The following is a 17,080-nucleotide window of genomic DNA, read 5'->3' as shown; positions in this document are numbered from 1 at the left end:
CCCCCCCCCCCCCCCCCCCCCCCCCCCCCCCCCCCCCCCCCCCCCCCCCCCCCCCCCCCCCCCCCCCCCCGCGCCCGTCCCCGTTTGGGCATCGTTGCCGTTCGTGCCCGCGTGGGTCGTCGCGGGATTCGCCGCCGTCAAGTAGCCGGACGAACCGGATGCCCCTGCGACTGGTTGAATCGTCATGTCGTTAACTCCGTATGAATGAGCGCTCTCAGATGCGTGGAACGGCCGGCGCACCGGTTCTGCTTCACGCACGACGACATAACGGCCGGCCGCCGGGCAACTTGAGCGGCCGCCGCGCACTTCTTGACCAGCTGACACCGTCATCGATAGGCTGGCGCTTCCGCTACCTCGCGCCGCTCACACCATGATCACCTGCTATCTGCGCTACATCGTCGACCCGGCGAAGCTCGATGAATTCGAGATCTACGGCAAGATGTGGATTCCGCTCGTCGAACAATTCGGCGGACAGCATCACGGTTATTTCATGCCGTCGGAGGGCGCGAACGATGTGGCGCTCGCGCTGTTCTCCTTCCCCAGCCTGGCCGCCTACGAGATCTACCGGGAACAGTCGAAGCACGACCCGGCGTGCATCGCGGCCTTCGACTACGCCGCCAGGACCCGCTGTTTCGAGCGCTACGAGCGCAGCTTCTTCAGGCCCGTGTTCCGCTAGCCGGCCGCGGCCGACAGCGGAAAGCACGGAAACTGGCGCCCCGCGCGCGCACGGCCCGCGCATGGCATGGCCATTGATCGCCATCGGGCCGCCCATCGCGCGGGTCGGACGATACAATTATTCACAAATCAGCCTCGCTACGCGGGAAGCCCCGCGCATATACTCGAAGCGCATCGTCTCCTCGTGCCGATGGGTCTGATGCAAAGAAAGCCCCCTGCTGCTCTCTCGCGGTTCGGGGCTTTCGCATTGGCGGGCGCGCAACTCGCCGGCGCCTCCGAGTTGCGTCGCGGCAAGCGGCGAACCAATGGCGATTTTCATCGGCAAGGTTGCGCCGACGCGGCAATCAAGGAAGAGGCAGAGGCGGCCCGCCATCGCACCCTTGCCTCATCAGTTGCTTTCGAGATCCCCCATCGACGGAATCGTCTACGCCTGCCGCGATGGAAGTGCGCGGCGAAACCACCTCGACCGATCGCGACAACGCGCGCCGGACCGACGGTAGCGACAACCCCGCGGATGACGCCCTAGGCCGCGGTCTCGACGCGCAGGCCCGCGGCCTGCCACTCCGGGAACCCGCTCGCGAGCCGGCGCGCGCGCCGGCCCTGCGCGCGCAGGGCGGCGACCGCGTCGGCGGACAGCGTGCAATACGCACCCCGGCAGTACGCGACGATCTCCTGGTCGCGCGGCAATTCCGCGATCCGGCGCGCAAGCGCCTCCAACGGGATATTGATCGCGCCGGGCAGATGACCGAGCGCGTATTCATGCTCCGGACGCACGTCGAGCAGCGTCACGCTGTGCGCGTCGAGCCGGGTCAGCAGTTCCTCGCGCGAGATCGCCTCCAGGCGATCTCGGTGCGCGACGCTATCGGCAACGAATTCGCGCAACGCTGCGCGATTGGACTCCGCGAGCCCGCGCAACGCCGCCAGCACCGGCTCGATGGGCCCCGCGCCGAGCCGGTACAGCACCCGCTTGCCGTCTCGGCGCGCCTGGACCAAGCCCGCGCGGCGCAGCGACTGCAGATGCTGGGATGCATTGGCGACCGACAGCGCCGTCAATTCCGCCAACTGTTCGACCGAACGCTCCCCCTGCGCTGCATGCTCGAGCAGCGCCAGCCGATGCGGATGGCCAAGCGTTTTCGCCAACTCCGCCAGTTCGCCGAAAGTCTGGGTCGGGATATCCATGCCTCGCATTGTCACAAAGACGGACGTCAGGTTCAATCATTCAATCATTTAATTGAATGATGTGCTAGCATCGATCCCCTCCTATTCATCTCCACCTATGAACGGAAGGGCCTCGATGACACCGCTCCTGGAAATCTTGCTGCACGCGACGCTGATCGGCATCGGCGCGACTGCCGTACTTGACCTGTGGGGCGCGCTGCTGAAGCGCGCGCTGGGAATCGCACCGTTGAATCTGCGGATGGTCGGGCGCTGGATCGGACATGTCGCTCAAGGGCGCTTTTTCCTTGGCAACGTGGCGGCCGCCGCGTCGATCCGAGGTGAGGCATTGATCGGCTGGGCGGTCCATTACCTGAGCGGCATCGTCTTCGCCCTGGCGCTGGTCGCCGTGAGCGGCATGGATTGGCTGCGCGCGCCCACGCTCGTTCCTGCGCTGTCGGTCGGCATCGGCACCATCGTCCTGCCGTTCTTCGTGATGCAGCCGGGCATGGGCGCTGGAATCGCCGCATCCAACACGCCCAAGCCGAATCAGGCGCGCCTGCGCAGCCTGTTGAGCCACACGGTGTTCGGCGTCGGGCTCTATGGCGCGGCCGGATTGCTTGCCCTGTTGCGTACCGCCTGACTCCGCGCGCCCGGCGGCGAAGCGCGTCGCCGGGCATCGTCCACGCAGCGCGGCGGCCATTCCGGGAGGCCCGACGGGGAAATCACGCGCTTGATTTCCCCGGCCCCGCCGGCGGGGCAAGCCAGTCGCGTGTCCCAAACGGCGGGCGCGGCACGCGCGTGCGCCACCAGCGCCACATCACGAGCGCGCAGATCCCGAGCAGAGCCAACACCAGCACACTGCCTTCCGGCCCCGCCGCGCCGCCGCTCAGCAGCGGATGACCGAGCGGATGCGAGGTGAACAGTACGCCCTCGATCATCCGGCCGCTGTCCGCCGCGCCGTACACGAACGATTCGCCCCAGTCCCACGCCGCGTGGAAACCGATCGCCCACCAAAGCGAGCCGGTATACCAGAGCGACAAGCAGAACAGCAGGCCGAACAACATGGCCACGGCAAGCCCGACCGGCGTTTCCCCCGGGCTGAAGCCATGCAATGCGCCAAACAGCACGGACAACAACAGCGCCGCCCACCAGAATCCAAGCCCGCGCGCCAACGTGTATTGCAGATAGCCGCGCAGCAGCATCTCCTCGAACAGCCCGGTCATCGAGAAAATGAACGCCCATTGCAACCCGTGCACGAGCGCCTGCCCGACGTCGGCGGATGGCGCGTCGAGCCGGATCCAGCCGGCCTGAACCTGAACCAGCACGAGCGCCGAGATCGCGACGATACCCGCCAGCGCGCCCCATCCGAAGCGCCGCACGCGGGCTTCGCCGAGCAATCCGTAGAACCGCGGCGAACGACGCTCGAGCCGCGCGACACCCCACGTCGCAATGAGTACGGCCGCCACCTGCACGCACTCCATCAGCGCCGCGCCCGCGATCGAAAACCCCGGGTCGCCCGGCATCGGCATCAAGCGGTGCGACGCGAACACGAGCCCGGCCGCCACGGCGGCGAACAGCACGGCAAACGACAAGGCCGCCCACCCCGCGCGCAAGCCGTCGCCGCCGAGGAACACGCGGCGGAAACGGGAACGCGGGGTGGCGGGCTGGAGAGACTCGGCGGATGCCGAAGGACGAACGGTAGGTTTCAAGCGCGCTCCTGGTCGTCATGAGGGAAGCCGCATCGTCTCGCCGATCGCAATCCGGTGCGGGCGCGGGTCATTCTGCCACTGCCGTTCGCCGAACACACCTGTCTCGCCCACGACGAACCGGACGGGCCCGGGCACGCGAAGGCAGCCGCGATCCGGCCGCCCGCCCCGCCGGACTTGCGCGGACGGGGCTGTGCTACGCTTCGCGCAGTCACGAACAAGAACGGGATTCGCGGGCGGCCACACCTGCGCGGCCGCCCGCGCCAATCCAGCACACACACTGAAACGCGGGGAATCACGATGAAACGAGGGCTCTGTGGCGCGCTTGCCGGCGCGGTGCTCCTGTCCGGATGCGCCACCCAGACTTACGACAGCATGAGCCCCGCGCTCGCCTTGATGTCCCAACAGCAAAAATGCTATCTGATCGCCCGGACCACCTCGGCGGCGGCCATCTGGCGCGACGACGGCATTTCCGTGCGCGAAGCGCACGCGCGACTGGATACGGTCATCACCCCGATGCGCGCGCCGGACGACTACAAGGCCAAGCTGCACGAAGGCATCGACGCCACCTACCAAAGCCACGTCACGGCGCAGCAGTTGTTCGCCAACATGAAGAGCGTGTGCCGGGCGGAAAGCGCCCGGGTTCCGGCGGTCAATTAAGCGCCGGACCACGGAAAATACGCGCGTTGGCCGAGGCCGGGGCGCGCTTGCCGTCCGTGCGCGGCCGCCGCGCCAACGCGCATGCGCCGCAACCGGACCATGCCGCGGCCCGGCGCGCGGAACCCGTCCAGCGGCCGCGCCGCGCGGTGTACTCTATACTTGCGTCCTTTTGCTGTCGCGGCGAGTTGCCTCCGCGCCCCGCGCCGGACCGATTCCGGTACGACGCACGCGGTGAGGCCTGAGCCGCCGAGCGTGCGCACGACTCGCCCCAATCGACCCAAGCATGATGAATTCGCAGGAACACCCCACTCGCCCCACGCCCCGGCGTGTCTCGGTCGCGCCGATGATGGACTGGACCGACCGCCATTGCCGCTCGTTTCACCGCGCGATCTCGGGCCATACCTGGCTCTACACGGAAATGGTGACGACGGGCGCGCTGATCCACGGCGACGTCGCGCGCCATCTCGCGTTCACGGCCGACGAAGCACCGGTTGCGCTGCAGCTCGGCGGCAGCGAGCCCGATGATCTCGCCCGCGCGGCCCGTCTCGGCGAGCAATGGGGCTACGACGAAATCAACCTGAATTGCGGCTGTCCGTCGGAACGCGTGCAGCGCGGCGCGTTCGGCGCCTGCCTGATGAACGAGCCCGCGCTGGTCGCGGACTGCGTGAAGGCCATGCGCGATGTCGTGTCGGTCCCGGTGACCGTCAAGCACCGGATCGGCGTCGATGCGGTCGAGGACTACGCGTTCGTACGCGACTTCGTCGGCACGGTGGCCGATGCGGGCTGCGAGGTATTCGTCGTCCACGCGCGCAACGCGATCCTGAAAGGCTTGTCGCCGAAGGAAAACCGCGAGATTCCGCCGCTCAAGTACGACTACGCCTATCAGCTCAAGCGCGACTTCCCGGATCTCGAGATCATCATCAACGGCGGCATCAAGACCCTCGACGAAGTCGCGCTGCACCTGCAGCACGTCGACGGCGTGATGCTCGGCCGCGAGGCCTATCACAACCCCTACGTGCTGGCGGACGTCGATGCGCGCTTCTACGGCGCGACGACCGCCGCGCCGAGCCGGGAGGAAGTGGAAGCGCGCCTGATCGACTATTGCGCAACGGAACTCGCGCGCGGCACCTACCTGGGTGCGATCGTGCGGCATGCCCTCGGCCTGTACCGCGGTGTCGCGGGCGCGCGCGGCTGGCGTCGCGTGCTGTCCGACAACAAGCGTCTGGCCCGCGGCGATCTCGCGATTTTCGACGAGGCGCGGGCCCACCTGACACGCCCCGATGAAATTTTTGAAAAAGGGGCTGTACAAGATTAAATAAGCTTCGTATAATCTCGCTTCTCTGTTGATGAACAAGCAGCGGAGAGGCAGAAAAAGCCAGTGGTGGCTGTAGCTCAGTTGGTAGAGTCCAGGATTGTGATTCCTGTCGTCGTGGGTTCGAGTCCCATCAGCCACCCCAAGAGATTCAAAGACTTGCAGCGCAAAATCAGTATCGCGTTACAAGTTTTGGAAAATCAAATTCCAAAACTTGGAAGATGATTTTAAAAGCCCGCCACCAGCGGGCTTTTTCATTTCTATCCGCGCTCACTTTGGCGCCGGCTCCGCGACCATTTCACCAGCAGGCCAAAGTTGCAGCATCGCGCACGTCGCGGCATACCGCGCCATCGGCCCGTTTGAGATCACCTTTGGCAACCAAGCGTCGCCGGTCTCACCGCTCACGCCCAACCCTGCACTGCCTTCAGTTTGTCGATTTCGAGCGGGTCATCGCCGGTGACCCCGAAAACGCGCTCCGCAACAACCACAGGGTCTATGTCTGCGGCGGCACCATCGCCCACGCCGGCGGCGTCGGCAGCTCCGGGCAGACCGTCGGAACCGGCTGCAGTGCAGTTCCGGACTGCGACGCCCAGCCGCTCAGTGCCAGCAGCGAGAGCAGCGCGCACGCTTCGACTTTCAGCTTCATGGTCGATTCGCTCCTTCGTAAGTTGTCCATCGACGGCCGCGACCGGCGAGGCGGCCGCGTCGTGCGGCGATCGCTGCCCGTGAGATCGCCTCCAGGTCGCCGGCATACCGCGGTGCGTCGGCCGCGCGCGCGGCCTGCTCGTCTCCGCGAGCTGGCGCGAGCCGATCAGGTGCTCAACGCCAGCGCCGGCCGCCGCACCGAGCAGCGCGGCCAGCAGGTACGGCCACGCGAATTTCAGGAGGATCATTTCGGCTTCTTCGTGTGCAACTGCTTGAGCTCGTCCGGCAAGTAGACGAAGCCCGGCAGCAGGAACGCCTGCACGCTCCGGACCGGATCGCTTTCCTCGTGTCGGCCGTGGTCCTTGCCGCGGTGGCGCAGCGTACACAGCAGCAACTGGTTGCAGGTCGAGTCGACGAACGTCTCCGGCCGCGCCGGATCGAATGCCTCCCGGTCGAACCCTGCATCAGGTTGATCACATCCCACATCGGGCGCTGGAGCGAGATCGGCACAATGCGCCGCAGCTTACGCTTATGGCTGAACATCGTGTCGCACCAGCTTCGCCCCCTCGAACTCCGGGACGACGGAAACAAGAAGGGCTGCCGCAGCAGCCCCCCCCCCCACAACCCCCACCAGCGTCTTCTTCGGCACGTTAGCCATCGAACACCCCCCTCTTCCCCTTGTTCTCGATCAGGTAAGCCCAATGTAGCCGAGTGTCGCCAGCGCGACGTACCGGTTGATGTCGTGGCTCGTAAGCCGCAACCAGAAATTGCTGCCCACCGTCGGCGCTACCTTCGCCGCACTCGCAACGACTTCGCTCTTCATCGAGCCCCCGCAATGAAAAAGCCGCCCGAAGGCGGCTGTGAAAAATATCCTGACGACGCAATCTACAACATGAATTTGCAACGACATGTGCACGCGATTGACGCTACGGCACCTTAGGCTAAGATAAGGGCCTCTACCAATGTCTTGGTCCGAAACTCGCATGGCGCGTCTTGCTATCTACATGTTCTACAACGCCCACGGAAACGTGGACGAGTACGTCGAATACAAGCTTCAGACTCTCGCAGAGCAGTGTGAAGAAATTCTTGTTGTCGTGAACGGCTTTCTCACTGACGACGGAAGATCGCGTCTCGAGCGCGTCAGCACACACGTGCTCATTCGTGAAAATATAGGTTTCGACGTATGGGCATATCGAGAGGCGCTGCTTTCCGTTGGGTGGGAAAAACTCTCTACATACGACGAGATCGTGCTGTGCAATTACACGTTCTTCGGGCCACTTTTCCCGTGGAGCGAGATGTTCGGGGAAATGCTTCGCCGACCAGTCGATTTTTGGGGAGTAAGCGCACACAAGGCCGTAGAAAATTCATTCGCTGACGGAGCGAGGCTTCCCTACCACATTCAGTCTCATTTCATCGTTTGCCGGCGCTCCCTTGTGTCCTCGTCCGCGTTTCGTGAGTACTGGGAGGCCATGCCGCCGATCGAGAGCTACATTGACTCGGTGAAGTTGCACGAATCGCGCTTCACCAACCATTTTGAACAGCTTGGTTTCGCACACAGTGTCTACGTTTCTGACAATGTCACGCCCGCACTCTATCCACTCTTCCAACAAATAGCAGACTCAATCGAGTGGCGCTGCCCTATTCTAAAAAGACGGCCATTTTTCCACGACCCTGCGTTTCTCGACATAAACGCCATCGACCTGCGCAAAGCGCTGCTCGCAGTGTCGGAAAAATCTGATTACGACACCGCTCTTATATGGGAAAACCTGTCACGGGATATTGAGCCGCGAGTTCTATATACCAACACGACCGGCTTGCATATCATCACCGATGGGAAAAAATACACATCCAATTCGAACATTGCCGTGGTAGCTCACGTATCAAGTGTGGAGACCCTGGTCAAATGTCGACCATACTTAGAGAGCTTTCCAGCAGGAACTCCCTTTTATGTGACGACGGACCCTTTGGTTAAAAAAGAGGCCGTAGAATTCGAAATAGCCAGAGTAAAAGGAACCGTAGTTGGCAAAATCGTCGAGCTTATGCCTGGCGAAGACGACATGAGCGCACTACTCAGCACTCACGCACCGAGTGTCGCATCGTCAGGCTACGACCTTGTGTGCAAGCTAGTTTTCGCGCAAACAGATCCATTCATCAAGAACATCGATGAGTATCGAACTGAGTATTGCCTAGACAGTCTTGTCGGGCAAGATGGCCACCTCTTGTCCGTACTGCAACTCCTCGATTCGCGAAAAGAAATCGGCATGCTGATGCCGCCGACGATGCACGTGTCACAGTATGTACTCGGTCATTCATGGTGGGGCATGAAAGAACAAGTCGTGGAGTTGGCGGCACGACTGAAACTTAGCATAGCGATCGACAATAAGACTCCGCTGGCACCATTGGAGGGAATGTTCTGGTTCAGACCTGACGCCTTGCAGCCGATGCTATGCCACACCTGGGACTCGAAGCAATTCACGCGCAGCAACGACGGGACACATCGAACGACGTCTGCTCTTGTGGAGCGGCTATTGACATACTGCGCGCATGCACGAGGATACGTTTCCCATTGCGTCCTCGATGCACGCCAGGCGGAGTTCAGCTACGCAAAACTCGAATACAAGCTTCAGGAGCTATCGTCACACTTCTCCACCGGCAACTTTTTGATTGCAATGGAGGAAGCAAAGCTCCTTGAGTTTGCGAGAAATGCGCTTGATGGATCTAACGCAGAAGAAAAAATTGCATCGCTCGAGAAGCTTCTAAATCCGCGCCACCGTTAGCCAAGTCCAACCGACAAGGCGACGGGCATTGTATGAAGTGGCCAAGTAAGTTTGGACACCGTTTTGGGTTAAGCGGCGAGCGCTTCATATCGCGCAGGCGGCAGCCCTGTCACGGTCGAATGAAGGCGACGATGGTTGTAGAAATCGACTAAATAGTCGGTGATGTCCTGCGCTGCATGACGGTGATCAAGGTAGAACTGCTCGCCGATCCATTCGCTTTTCAGACTACGGAAGAACCGCTCGACAACCGCATTGCCCCAACAGTTTCCGCGCCGGCTCATGCTTTGCACGATCTCACGGGCGCGCAACTCAGCGAGGAAGCGCGCGCGCGTATTGGGCGGATTCAACTGGTCGTCGCAACATTAAATTGTTGAACAGATCTCAGGTGCTCGTCCAGAGCGTCGGCCGGGGTCTTCCAACCAAGCGCTTTCCGGGGCCTGGCATTCAACGGCGTGAATCTCTTGAGCGCTCCACCGGGACAGGTCCGTGCCCTTCGGGAAGTATTGCCGTAGAAGGCCGTGGATTTTTTTAGAACTTCGCGCTCCCGCTCAAGCTCGTCCACTCGGACTTCGAGTTCCTTGATCCGACGTGCATCTGCACTGACCCGTGCCGGACTGGGCGTACCCAAACTGCGCTTCGCTCGCCACTGCTCGACCCAGCGCCGTAGCGCCGTCTCCCCAATTCCAACAACCTTACAGGCCTTCGAAAAGGGGTAACCCTGCTCTACGACGAGTCGTACTGCTTCTTCCTTGAATTCCTCGGAAAATGCACGCCGGACCATCGATTGACCCTCCAGACGAAACGTTACCCCCTTTTCGAACTGTTCAACGATATTGGACCACTACAAACCTGCCCGCCCTCTTCATCGCGCGCTTGCTCGCACGGAGGCTCGACGGGCGGGTGGTCGGGATAAAAGACGTCCTCGGACAGGGCGCGACGAGCCTTTTGAGATTTCATGGCGGATATGGACAGGAAATAAAAACTGAAGAATTCGGTCGCGTATAATCTGGGCACAAAACAAACACGAGACCCCATGAAAATTACAATTTTTTGCGTCGTTCTCACGCTCACCGGATGCGTTGGCGTCAGCGTGATTCCAACAGCCGATGGGGGATACAAGGTCGCCCCCGCCGCCACCGGAGGTTTCTGACCGACTGCGGACAGGCTTCGCAGCCCGCGCCCGCGCAAATCCCGCTCCTCGGCGCACCGTTTCACGGTCAGGCAACACGTGGCCGGCGGCAGCCGGCTGCTGTCAGCTTCGTTCAGCGCGCGCCACGCCAGTCTCCCGCGTAGCCACCTCATCGAAGATTCAAGCAAAAAGCCCAGTCCACGGACTGGGCTTTTTGTTTTCCGGATGCCGATCGCCGCGTTCCCTCCTTCAAGGCCTCGCCCGGCTCATCGCCGCAACCGGCCCGACCTGCGCGCATCCTCCCGCATCAAACCACGCTCGCCCCCAGCAATTCCCGGTCGACCGTCGCGCGCGCCGTCTCGAACACGCGTTCGATCACCCGGCGCTCGCTGAGCAGCAAGCCGTCGACATGCACGAGCCGCCAGTCGATCACCACCGCGTCGCCTTGCAGCACACGGTAATGCGCCTTCTCGCCGACCCACACCTGCTCGGTCTTCACCTCGATCTCATAGCCCTTGTAGGCCTCACCGAAGTCGCCGATATCCGTTCCCCTCGGTTCCATCCCGCCTCCTTCGCCCCGCGCTGCGCGGATCAATCGTATTCCTCGGCCAGATAGGCCTTGCCGTCGTCGGTGATGTCGGCGCGGTCCGGGCCGCTCTGGTAAACAAAGCCGTCATTGAGCAGTTCTTCGAACGCGATGCGGAAACCGGCCGGCAAGGGCCGGCCCGCGCCGAACTGGTCGATCCATTTCAGCGCTTCGATCGCTTCGGGTGTGAGGGTGGGAAACATGGGCCGCCTCCGCCGTCGGTATCATTTCATCCTAGCACTTTCCCCGTGCCGGAAAGAAATGCCGTCGACGGGCGGCCCGACGCCGGTCAAAGGCGTGCGATCGACACCTCGGTCGACTTGACGAGCGCCACCACCTCCGCGCCCACCTTGAGTTCCAGTTCGTCGACCGAACGCGTCGTGATCACCGAGGTGACGATGCCGAACGGCGTATCCACGTCGACCTCGGACACCACCGGCCCGCGGATGATTTCCTTCACCTTGCCCTTGAACTGATTGCGTACGTTGATTGCGGTAATGCTCATCGGGTCATCGCTCCAAAATTCGAGTCATACAACAGTGGGTCACGGACGGTGGCGTCACACCGCCCAGCGAATCCGGGCGACCACGTCGTTCCCGGTCAAATGCGCGGCGCCGGTCTCGACCGGCGCGCGCGCACCGTTCGACAGCACCCGCTGCAACACGCGTGCCTCCAGCGTCGCGAATCCGCTCGACGCGCGCGCGCGCGGCCGTTCGAGCGGCACCGCCTGATCGAGCGCGATCCTGCCCTGCTCGACCAGCAGGATCCGGTCGCCGAGCGCGACCGCCTCCTGCACGTCGTGCGTGACGAGCAGCGCGGTAAAGCGGTGCTCGCGCCACAAGCGTTCGATCAGGCCATGCATTTCGATGCGGGTCAGCGCGTCGAGCGCGCCGAGCGGCTCGTCGAGCAGCAGCAGTTGCGGCCGATGCACGAGCGCACGGGCCAGCGCGACCCGCTGGCGCTGGCCGCCCGACAGCTGCGCGGGCCAGTCGTTCGCGCGCTCCGCGAGCCCCACTTCGTCGAGCACCGCGCGCGCCGCCTCCTTCGCGCCGCGCCCGAGCCCGAGCATCACGTTCTGCAGCACCGTCTTCCACGGCAAGAGGCGCGCGTCCTGATACATGATCCGCGTATCGAGCGGGCCGCCCGTCTCGCCCTGTTTGACGAGCGCGCCCGCGCTCGGCTGTTCGAGCCCGGCGATCAGGCGCAGCAGCGTGGATTTTCCGCAGCCGCTGCGGCCGACGATCGCGACGAAGCTGCCGCGCTCGATCGACAGATCGACGTCGCTCAGCACCGCGCGCTCGCCATAGCGTTTGCCGACCCGCGTCAAGCGCACCGCCGGATCGGCTGCCGACTGACGTACGCCGCCGCGCCGCGCGAGCGGCAGCACGTGCGCGCCGCCGTCGCGTTCGAGCACGGCCGCCTGCTGCGCGTCGCCGTCGAGGGTGCGCGCTTGCGCGAGTTCGGCCTCGAGATCCGCGCCCGCGATCGGGCCGAACGAAGCCGCAAAGGTCGTGCCGCTCATGTCGATGCTCCTGGTTGATGCGCGGGGTGCCAGCGCAGAGTCACGTGTTCCAGCCAGCGCGCGATCACATCGGCGAGCTTGCCGAGCACCGCGTAGAGCAGGATGCCGACCACCACCACGTCGGTTTGCAGGAATTCACGCGCGTTCATCGTCATGTAGCCGATCCCCGACTGCGCGGAAATGGTCTCGGCGACGATCAGCATCACCCACATCAGCCCGAGCGCGAAGCGCACGCCGACCAGGATCGACGGCAGCGCACCCGGCAGGATCACGTCGCGATACAGCGCGAAACCTCGTACTCCATAGCTCTTCGCCATCTCGACGAGATTCGGATCGACCGAACGGATTCCGTGATAGGTGTTGATGTAGACCGGAAAGAACACGCCCAGCGCGACCAGGAACAGCTTCGCCTTCTCGTCGATCCCGAACCACAGGATCACGAGCGGAATCATCGCGAGCGCCGGGATGTTGCGGATCATCTGGATGGTCGAATCGAGCGCGATCTCCGCGCTCCTCGACAGGCCGGTCGCCAGCCCGAGCGCGAGCCCGACGCCTCCGCCGAGCGCGAAGCCGGCCAGCGCGCGCCAAGTGCTGACCTTGACGTTGGTCCACAGGTCGCCCGACTCGACGAGCGCCCACGCCGCGCGCACCACCGCGAACGGCTCAGGCAGCACGCGGGTCGACAGCGCGCCCGCGCGCGCCGCCAGCTCCCACGCGAGCACCAGCGCGGCCGGCACGAGCCAGGGCGCGATGCTGCGCCAGGCGCGGGCGACGAGCCCGGCGCGATCGACACGGAAAATCGATGCCATGCGCATTCCCTCCCGCTCAGCTCTGGCTTGCCTTGGGCAGATAGCTGTTGCCGACCACCTCGCCGAACGGCCCCGACAGCGGCCCGCCGCGACGCGTGACCTGGTCTTCCTTGATCAGCGGGAACACCAGCTCGGCAAAACGGTACGACTCCTCGAGATGCGGATAGCCCGACAGGATGAACGTTTCGATCCCGAGCGCGGCATATTCGCGCATCCGCGCGGCCACTTGTTCGGGATTGCCGACGAGCGCCGTCCCTGCGCCGCCGCGCACGAGCCCCACCCCCGCCCACAGGTTCGGGTAGATCTCGAGTTCGGCGCGCCCGCCGCGCTTGCCGCCGTGCAGCGCGGCCATGCGGCGCTGCCCTTCCGAATCCATCTTCGCGAACGCCTGCTGCGCGCGCGCGACCGTCTCGTCGTCGAGCCGGCTGATCAGCCGTTCCGCGTCGCGCCACGCCTCGTCCTCGGTTTCGCGCACGATCACGTGCAGGCGGATGCCGAACTTGATCTGGCGGCCACGCTCGGCCGCGCGCGCGCGAATGTCCGCGATTTTCTTCGCGACCGCCTCGGGCGGCTCGCCCCAGGTCAGGTAGGTGTCGATGTGATCGGCCGCGATCGTATGCGCGGCCGGCGACGAACCGCCGAACCACAGCGGCGGATGCGGATGCTGGACCGGCGGATACAGCAGCTTGCCGCCCTTCGACTGCAGATGCCTGCCGTCGTAGTCGATGCTCTCGTTCGTATGCGACGCGCTCAGCAGGTCGCGCCAGATGTGCAGGAATTCGTCGGTGATTTCATAGCGCGTGTCGTGATCGGCGAACAGGCCGTCGCCTTCGAGCTCGGCGGAATCACCGCCCGTCACGACATTGATCAGCAGCCGGCCGCCCGAGAGCCGGTCGAAGGTCGACGCCATGCGCGCCGACAGGCCCGGCGACGCGATGCCCGGCCGGATCGCCACCAGGAACTTGAGACGGCGGGTCGCCGGGATCAGGCTCGATGCGACCACCCACGCGTCCTCGCACGAACGGCCGGTCGGCAGCAGCACGCCTTCGTAGCCGAGCGTATCGGCCGCGACCGCGATCTGCCGGAAATAATCGTAGTCCGCCGCGCGCGCACCTTCCGCGGTGCCGAGATAGCGACTGTCGCCGTGCGTGGGAATAAACCAGAACACATTCATCTGCTGCTCCTGCCTGACTGTTCGTACCGGAAAATACGGGGACGACACGGCGCGCGCGTCATCGGACGCGCGGTCGGACCCGCTTGCGTAAAAGTTGGGAGTCGCTCGCCGGATCGCACCGCGCGACGGGCGAGCTCGCCTGGCGCGGGGGACGGCCTGACCGTCTCTGGGAAATCAGTCTATGGTGCGCGGTATCGTTGAGGAACGATTTTTTTGAGCTTAGTTTTTCCGCTTTCGTGCTTTGCGTGCTGCTGCAGCGAATAAGGGCGCGTGTGCCGCCTATAATGTCGCCCAGACTCCTGACAACCCCGCGCGATCCGTTGCAGACCGCGCGCTTTCGCGGTGTATCCGATGCAGAAAGTAATCCTGCCGTTTCTGTCCGGCTTTCTCGCCGCCCTGTTCTTCCGCGAGGCGACGCTCGCCTTGCTGCACACGGCCGGCCTCATCGAATCGGGCGGTTTCTCGACGCTGCCGTTCGCGCCGCTCGGCATTCCTGAATTCGTCGCCAACGCGATCATGAGCGCAGGCTGGGCCATCCTGATGGCCTGGCTGCTGCGCGTCGCGCCCGAGCGGCGCGCGCCGTGGATTCAGTCGCTCGTGTTCGGCGGCCTGGCGCTCACGGCCGCACGCCTGTTCGTGATCGATCCGCTGCGCGGCATCTGGCCGACCGGCAACATGCTGCCGCCGATCGTGGTCGGCTTCGTCGCGAATGCGATCTGGGGCTGGGGCGCGCTCGTGTTCATGCGCGCGTTCATGTCGGACGACGACGGCGACGCCTGAACGCCCCGCCGCCGCACGCGGTTCAATCGCGCAGATGGCGCAGCGGATGCGCGTCGGCGGACCACGGGCTGTCGAACATCGCCCGCACCGCGTCGCGGCTCAACGCGTCGATCGACGCGAAGCGCCAGCGCGGCGCATGGTCCTTGTCGACGATCAGCGCGCGCACGCCCTCGATCACGTCGCCGCGCGCAAAGGTCGAACGGGTCAGGTCGAGGTCGCGACGCAGGCATTCGGCCATCGTCGCCCCGCGCGCACGCTCGATCAATTCGAGCGACACGGCCATCGACAGCGGCGAGAGCTGGGTGCGCATCGCATCCGCGGCCTTCTCCACCCATCCTTCCGGCGCCGCGCAATCCTGTTCCACGGCGAGCGATGCGAGGATCGCGGCGAGATCGGGCTGCGCGAAATGCCGGTCGATCGCGGCGCGCGCGACAGCCAGCGGCGAGGCGTCGGGCGTCGGCGCAACCCGCTGCGCAGCCGCCGCGGCTGCGACCCGCGCGGTCACCGCCGCCCCGTTCGCGAACGATTCCGCCCGTAGCGCATCGAGCAGCTCGGGCAGCGCGGCGTCCGGCAGGTAGGCGTCGGCCAGGCCCGCATACAGCGCGTCCGCCGCGCCCAGCGCCGCGCCCGTCACGGCGAGGTAGCGCCCGAGCATGCCGGGCGTGCGCGCGAGGAACCAGCTCATCCCGACATCGGGAAAGAGCCCGATGCGCGTCTCCGGCATCGCCATCCGGGTCGAATCCGTCACGACCCGCAGGCCGCCCGTGCGGTGCGCCGCCTGCGCGATCCCCATCCCGCCGCCCATCACGACGCCGTGCATCAGCGCGATATACGGTTTCGGGTAGGTGAAGATCGTGTGGTTCAGCGTGTATTCGTCGATGAAGAACGCATCGACCGCGTCGTGTTCGCCGCGCTGGCAGGCCTCGTGAAAGAAGCGCACGTCGCCGCCCGCGCAGAATGCGCGCGGATGCGGGCTGTGGACCACCACCGCCAGGACCTCGGGATCCTCGCGCCAGGCGTCGAGCGCCGCCTGCATCGCTCGGATCATCGCGTCCGACAGCGCATTGAGCGCCTTCGGACGGTTCAGTTCGAGAAAGCCGATGCGGTTCGCCACGTGGGCGCGCACCTCGGTGAAACCTGCTGCGTCGGAAGCGGAATCGGTCATGGGCGGGAAGGAAACGGAGGGCGGACGCGCGTTCAGTGCGCCTGCATTTTCGAGAACAGGTTGAGCACGACCACGCCGGCGACGATGAGCGCGAGCCCGAGCACCGCCGGCCAGTCTGGAATCTGACGGTACAGCACGATCGCGACGAGCGTGATGAGCACGATGCCCGCGCCCGACCAGATCGCATAGACGATCCCGACCGGCATGCTCTTGAGCGTCAGCGACAGGCAATAGAACGCCGTGCCGTACCCCGCCGCGACGACGAGCGTCGGCCAGAGACGCGTGAAGCCTTCGGAGGCGCGCAGCGCCGAGGTGGCGATCACTTCGGCGACGATCGCGATCGCGAGCCATGCATAGCCGGGCAAGTTCATCGCGTCAGGCCTCCGGCAGCGCCAGCGTGTCGTAGGCATGGCCGAGCTGCGCGCACAGCGCCTCGACCACGAGTGCGTGATCGCGCCGTTGCGGCATGCCCGATACGGTGATCGAGCCGATCACGCCCGCGCCCGCGACGGTCAGCGGGAACGCGCCGCCATACGGCGCGTGATCGGCATTCGCGAGGCCGTGCTTGTCGGCGAGCGTCGCGCCCGCCTGCCGCAAGCGCAGCCCAACCGCATAGGAACTGCAGCGGAAATGCGCGACGACGTTGCTTTTGCGGCGCACCCAGTCGGCGTTGTCGGGCGTCGCGCCGTCGAGCGCCGCATAGAACAGCGGCTGGCCGAAGGTGCGCACGTCGATCGCGACCGCCTGGCCGCGCGCGCTCGCGAGCGCATGCAGTTGCACGCCGAGCGCCCAGGCGCGGCCGGCGTCGAAATGGGGAAACACAAGGGTGCGTTCTTGCGTGACGATCGTTTGCAGGTCGAGCGCGATATCCATGAGGCTTTGAGCGAGAAGCGCGCGAGCCGCGCGATTGAGAAGGCGGAAACTGCCCGATTCTAGCGCAGCGATTTCGCCGCCGAGGCGCAGCGCCCGCCGCGGGCCGCGG

At 64.8% G+C, this 17,080-nt stretch carries 20 protein-coding genes, 1 tRNA gene and 3 pseudogenes; 7 read left to right on the top strand and 17 right to left on the bottom strand.

Going from position 1 to position 17,080, the window contains the following annotated elements; all coding sequences use genetic code 11:
• Positions 1 to 370 precede the first annotated feature (370 nt).
• Positions 371 to 676 (top strand): NIPSNAP family protein, encoded by a 306-nt coding sequence (locus AC1RQF_RS19105; protein ID WP_274003419.1) that lies wholly within the window; start codon positions 371 to 373, stop codon positions 674 to 676.
• Positions 677 to 1,197: 521 nt separating this feature from the next.
• Here AC1RQF_RS19105 and AC1RQF_RS19100 read toward each other — a convergent pair.
• Positions 1,198 to 1,863 carry an ArsR/SmtB family transcription factor gene (locus AC1RQF_RS19100; protein WP_492872700.1) on the bottom strand — a complete coding sequence of 222 codons (666 nt, stop codon included), beginning with the start codon at positions 1,861 to 1,863 and terminating at the stop codon, positions 1,198 to 1,200.
• A gap of 106 nt (positions 1,864 to 1,969) precedes the next feature.
• Between AC1RQF_RS19100 and AC1RQF_RS19095 the strand changes: the two genes are divergently transcribed.
• On the top strand, positions 1,970 to 2,473 hold the full coding sequence (locus tag AC1RQF_RS19095; RefSeq protein WP_492872699.1) for a DUF2938 domain-containing protein: 504 nt from the start codon (positions 1,970 to 1,972) through the stop codon (positions 2,471 to 2,473).
• 82 nt (positions 2,474 to 2,555) lie between these two features.
• Here the strand turns inward: AC1RQF_RS19095 and AC1RQF_RS19090 are convergent, their stop codons facing one another.
• Positions 2,556 to 3,542 carry a CPBP family intramembrane glutamic endopeptidase gene (locus AC1RQF_RS19090; RefSeq protein ID WP_492872697.1) on the bottom strand — a complete coding sequence of 329 codons (987 nt, stop codon included), beginning with the start codon at positions 3,540 to 3,542 and terminating at the stop codon, positions 2,556 to 2,558.
• 297 nt (positions 3,543 to 3,839) lie between these two features.
• Between AC1RQF_RS19090 and AC1RQF_RS19085 the strand changes: the two genes are divergently transcribed.
• The 3 genes from AC1RQF_RS19085 to AC1RQF_RS19075 all read left to right on the top strand — a co-directional run bounded on the left by AC1RQF_RS19085 (position 3,840) and on the right by AC1RQF_RS19075 (position 5,656).
• Positions 3,840 to 4,199, top strand: coding sequence for a hypothetical protein (locus AC1RQF_RS19085; RefSeq protein WP_274003426.1), 360 nt, complete (start codon positions 3,840 to 3,842; stop codon positions 4,197 to 4,199).
• Positions 4,200 to 4,485: 286 nt separating this feature from the next.
• Positions 4,486 to 5,514, top strand: coding sequence for a tRNA dihydrouridine(20/20a) synthase DusA (gene dusA, locus AC1RQF_RS19080; RefSeq protein ID WP_274004315.1), 1,029 nt, complete (start codon positions 4,486 to 4,488; stop codon positions 5,512 to 5,514).
• Between the two features lie 66 nt (positions 5,515 to 5,580).
• A tRNA-His gene (locus AC1RQF_RS19075) sits at positions 5,581 to 5,656 on the top strand.
• 256 nt (positions 5,657 to 5,912) lie between these two features.
• Here the strand turns inward: AC1RQF_RS19075 and AC1RQF_RS19070 are convergent.
• From AC1RQF_RS19070 to AC1RQF_RS19060, 3 genes and pseudogenes are all read right to left on the bottom strand, one after another.
• Positions 5,913 to 6,404, bottom strand: a pseudogene (locus AC1RQF_RS19070) (lysis system i-spanin subunit Rz).
• Entirely contained in the window at positions 6,401 to 6,640 is a 240-nt protein-coding gene (locus AC1RQF_RS19065) for a hypothetical protein (RefSeq protein WP_492872696.1), read from the bottom strand. The pseudogene AC1RQF_RS19070 and the gene AC1RQF_RS19065 overlap by 4 nt, the downstream one beginning before the upstream one ends.
• A gap of 204 nt (positions 6,641 to 6,844) precedes the next feature.
• The gene (locus AC1RQF_RS19060; protein ID WP_492872695.1) at positions 6,845 to 7,066 is read right to left on the bottom strand and encodes a hypothetical protein; all 222 of its coding nucleotides are present in this window, start codon (positions 7,064 to 7,066) and stop codon (positions 6,845 to 6,847) included.
• Between the two features lie 73 nt (positions 7,067 to 7,139).
• Here AC1RQF_RS19060 and AC1RQF_RS19055 point away from each other — a divergent pair, with 73 nt between their 5' ends.
• A complete protein-coding gene (locus AC1RQF_RS19055; protein WP_492872694.1) occupies positions 7,140 to 8,933 on the top strand; it encodes a rhamnan synthesis F family protein in 1,794 nt (597 codons plus the stop codon).
• 68 nt (positions 8,934 to 9,001) lie between these two features.
• On the opposite strand, the gene AC1RQF_RS19050 is transcribed toward AC1RQF_RS19055, so the two are convergent.
• The 9 genes and pseudogenes from AC1RQF_RS19050 to ssuD all read right to left on the bottom strand — a co-directional run bounded on the left by AC1RQF_RS19050 (position 9,002) and on the right by ssuD (position 14,153).
• Positions 9,002 to 9,280, bottom strand: coding sequence for an integrase core domain-containing protein (locus AC1RQF_RS19050; RefSeq protein ID WP_492872693.1), 279 nt, complete (start codon positions 9,278 to 9,280; stop codon positions 9,002 to 9,004).
• Positions 9,277 to 9,469: pseudogene (locus AC1RQF_RS19045) on the bottom strand (IS30 family transposase); the annotation flags it as partial. The pseudogene AC1RQF_RS19045 and the gene AC1RQF_RS19050, both read right to left, overlap by 4 nt.
• Positions 9,470 to 9,549: 80 nt before the next feature.
• Positions 9,550 to 9,714, bottom strand: a pseudogene (locus AC1RQF_RS19040) (transposase); the annotation flags it as partial.
• Between the two features lie 655 nt (positions 9,715 to 10,369).
• Complete coding sequence (locus AC1RQF_RS19035; protein ID WP_274003430.1) at positions 10,370 to 10,624, bottom strand: hypothetical protein; 255 nt, start codon at positions 10,622 to 10,624, stop codon at positions 10,370 to 10,372.
• 29 nt (positions 10,625 to 10,653) lie between these two features.
• On the bottom strand, positions 10,654 to 10,851 hold the full coding sequence (locus AC1RQF_RS19030; protein ID WP_252986521.1) for a hypothetical protein: 198 nt from the start codon (positions 10,849 to 10,851) through the stop codon (positions 10,654 to 10,656).
• 86 nt (positions 10,852 to 10,937) lie between these two features.
• Positions 10,938 to 11,153 carry a TOBE domain-containing protein gene (locus AC1RQF_RS19025; RefSeq protein ID WP_252986520.1) on the bottom strand — a complete coding sequence of 72 codons (216 nt, stop codon included), beginning with the start codon at positions 11,151 to 11,153 and terminating at the stop codon, positions 10,938 to 10,940.
• Positions 11,154 to 11,207: 54 nt separating this feature from the next.
• On the bottom strand, positions 11,208 to 12,170 hold the full coding sequence (locus tag AC1RQF_RS19020) for an ATP-binding cassette domain-containing protein (RefSeq protein WP_492872692.1): 963 nt from the start codon (positions 12,168 to 12,170) through the stop codon (positions 11,208 to 11,210).
• On the bottom strand, positions 12,167 to 12,979 hold the full coding sequence (ssuC, locus tag AC1RQF_RS19015) for an aliphatic sulfonate ABC transporter permease SsuC (RefSeq protein WP_274003435.1): 813 nt from the start codon (positions 12,977 to 12,979) through the stop codon (positions 12,167 to 12,169). The genes AC1RQF_RS19020 and ssuC overlap by 4 nt, the downstream gene beginning before the upstream one ends.
• Positions 12,980 to 12,995: 16 nt before the next feature.
• Positions 12,996 to 14,153, bottom strand: coding sequence for an FMNH2-dependent alkanesulfonate monooxygenase (gene ssuD, locus AC1RQF_RS19010; RefSeq protein WP_274003437.1), 1,158 nt, complete (start codon positions 14,151 to 14,153; stop codon positions 12,996 to 12,998).
• Positions 14,154 to 14,504: 351 nt separating this feature from the next.
• Between ssuD and AC1RQF_RS19005 the strand changes: the two genes are divergently transcribed.
• Positions 14,505 to 14,933, top strand: coding sequence for a hypothetical protein (locus tag AC1RQF_RS19005; protein ID WP_492872691.1), 429 nt, complete (start codon positions 14,505 to 14,507; stop codon positions 14,931 to 14,933).
• A 22-nt stretch (positions 14,934 to 14,955) separates the two neighbouring features.
• On the opposite strand, the gene AC1RQF_RS19000 is transcribed toward AC1RQF_RS19005, so the two are convergent.
• Genes AC1RQF_RS19000 through AC1RQF_RS18990 form a run of 3 tightly spaced genes read right to left on the bottom strand, consistent with a single transcriptional unit; the run spans position 14,956 to position 16,971 of the window.
• Complete coding sequence (locus AC1RQF_RS19000) at positions 14,956 to 16,098, bottom strand: enoyl-CoA hydratase/isomerase family protein (protein WP_492872690.1); 1,143 nt, start codon at positions 16,096 to 16,098, stop codon at positions 14,956 to 14,958.
• Between the two features lie 32 nt (positions 16,099 to 16,130).
• Positions 16,131 to 16,463 carry a DMT family transporter gene (locus AC1RQF_RS18995; RefSeq protein WP_443111596.1) on the bottom strand — a complete coding sequence of 111 codons (333 nt, stop codon included), beginning with the start codon at positions 16,461 to 16,463 and terminating at the stop codon, positions 16,131 to 16,133.
• Positions 16,464 to 16,473: 10 nt separating this feature from the next.
• Positions 16,474 to 16,971 (bottom strand): heme-degrading domain-containing protein, encoded by a 498-nt coding sequence (locus tag AC1RQF_RS18990; RefSeq protein WP_274003443.1) that lies wholly within the window; start codon positions 16,969 to 16,971, stop codon positions 16,474 to 16,476.
• Positions 16,972 to 17,080 lie beyond the last annotated feature (109 nt).

The sequence above is a fragment of the Burkholderia sp. GW821-FHT14F03 genome (assembly GCF_058803765.1).
Note: the sequence above shows the minus strand (reverse complement) of the source record. Positions and strands in the feature narration are given on the sequence as shown.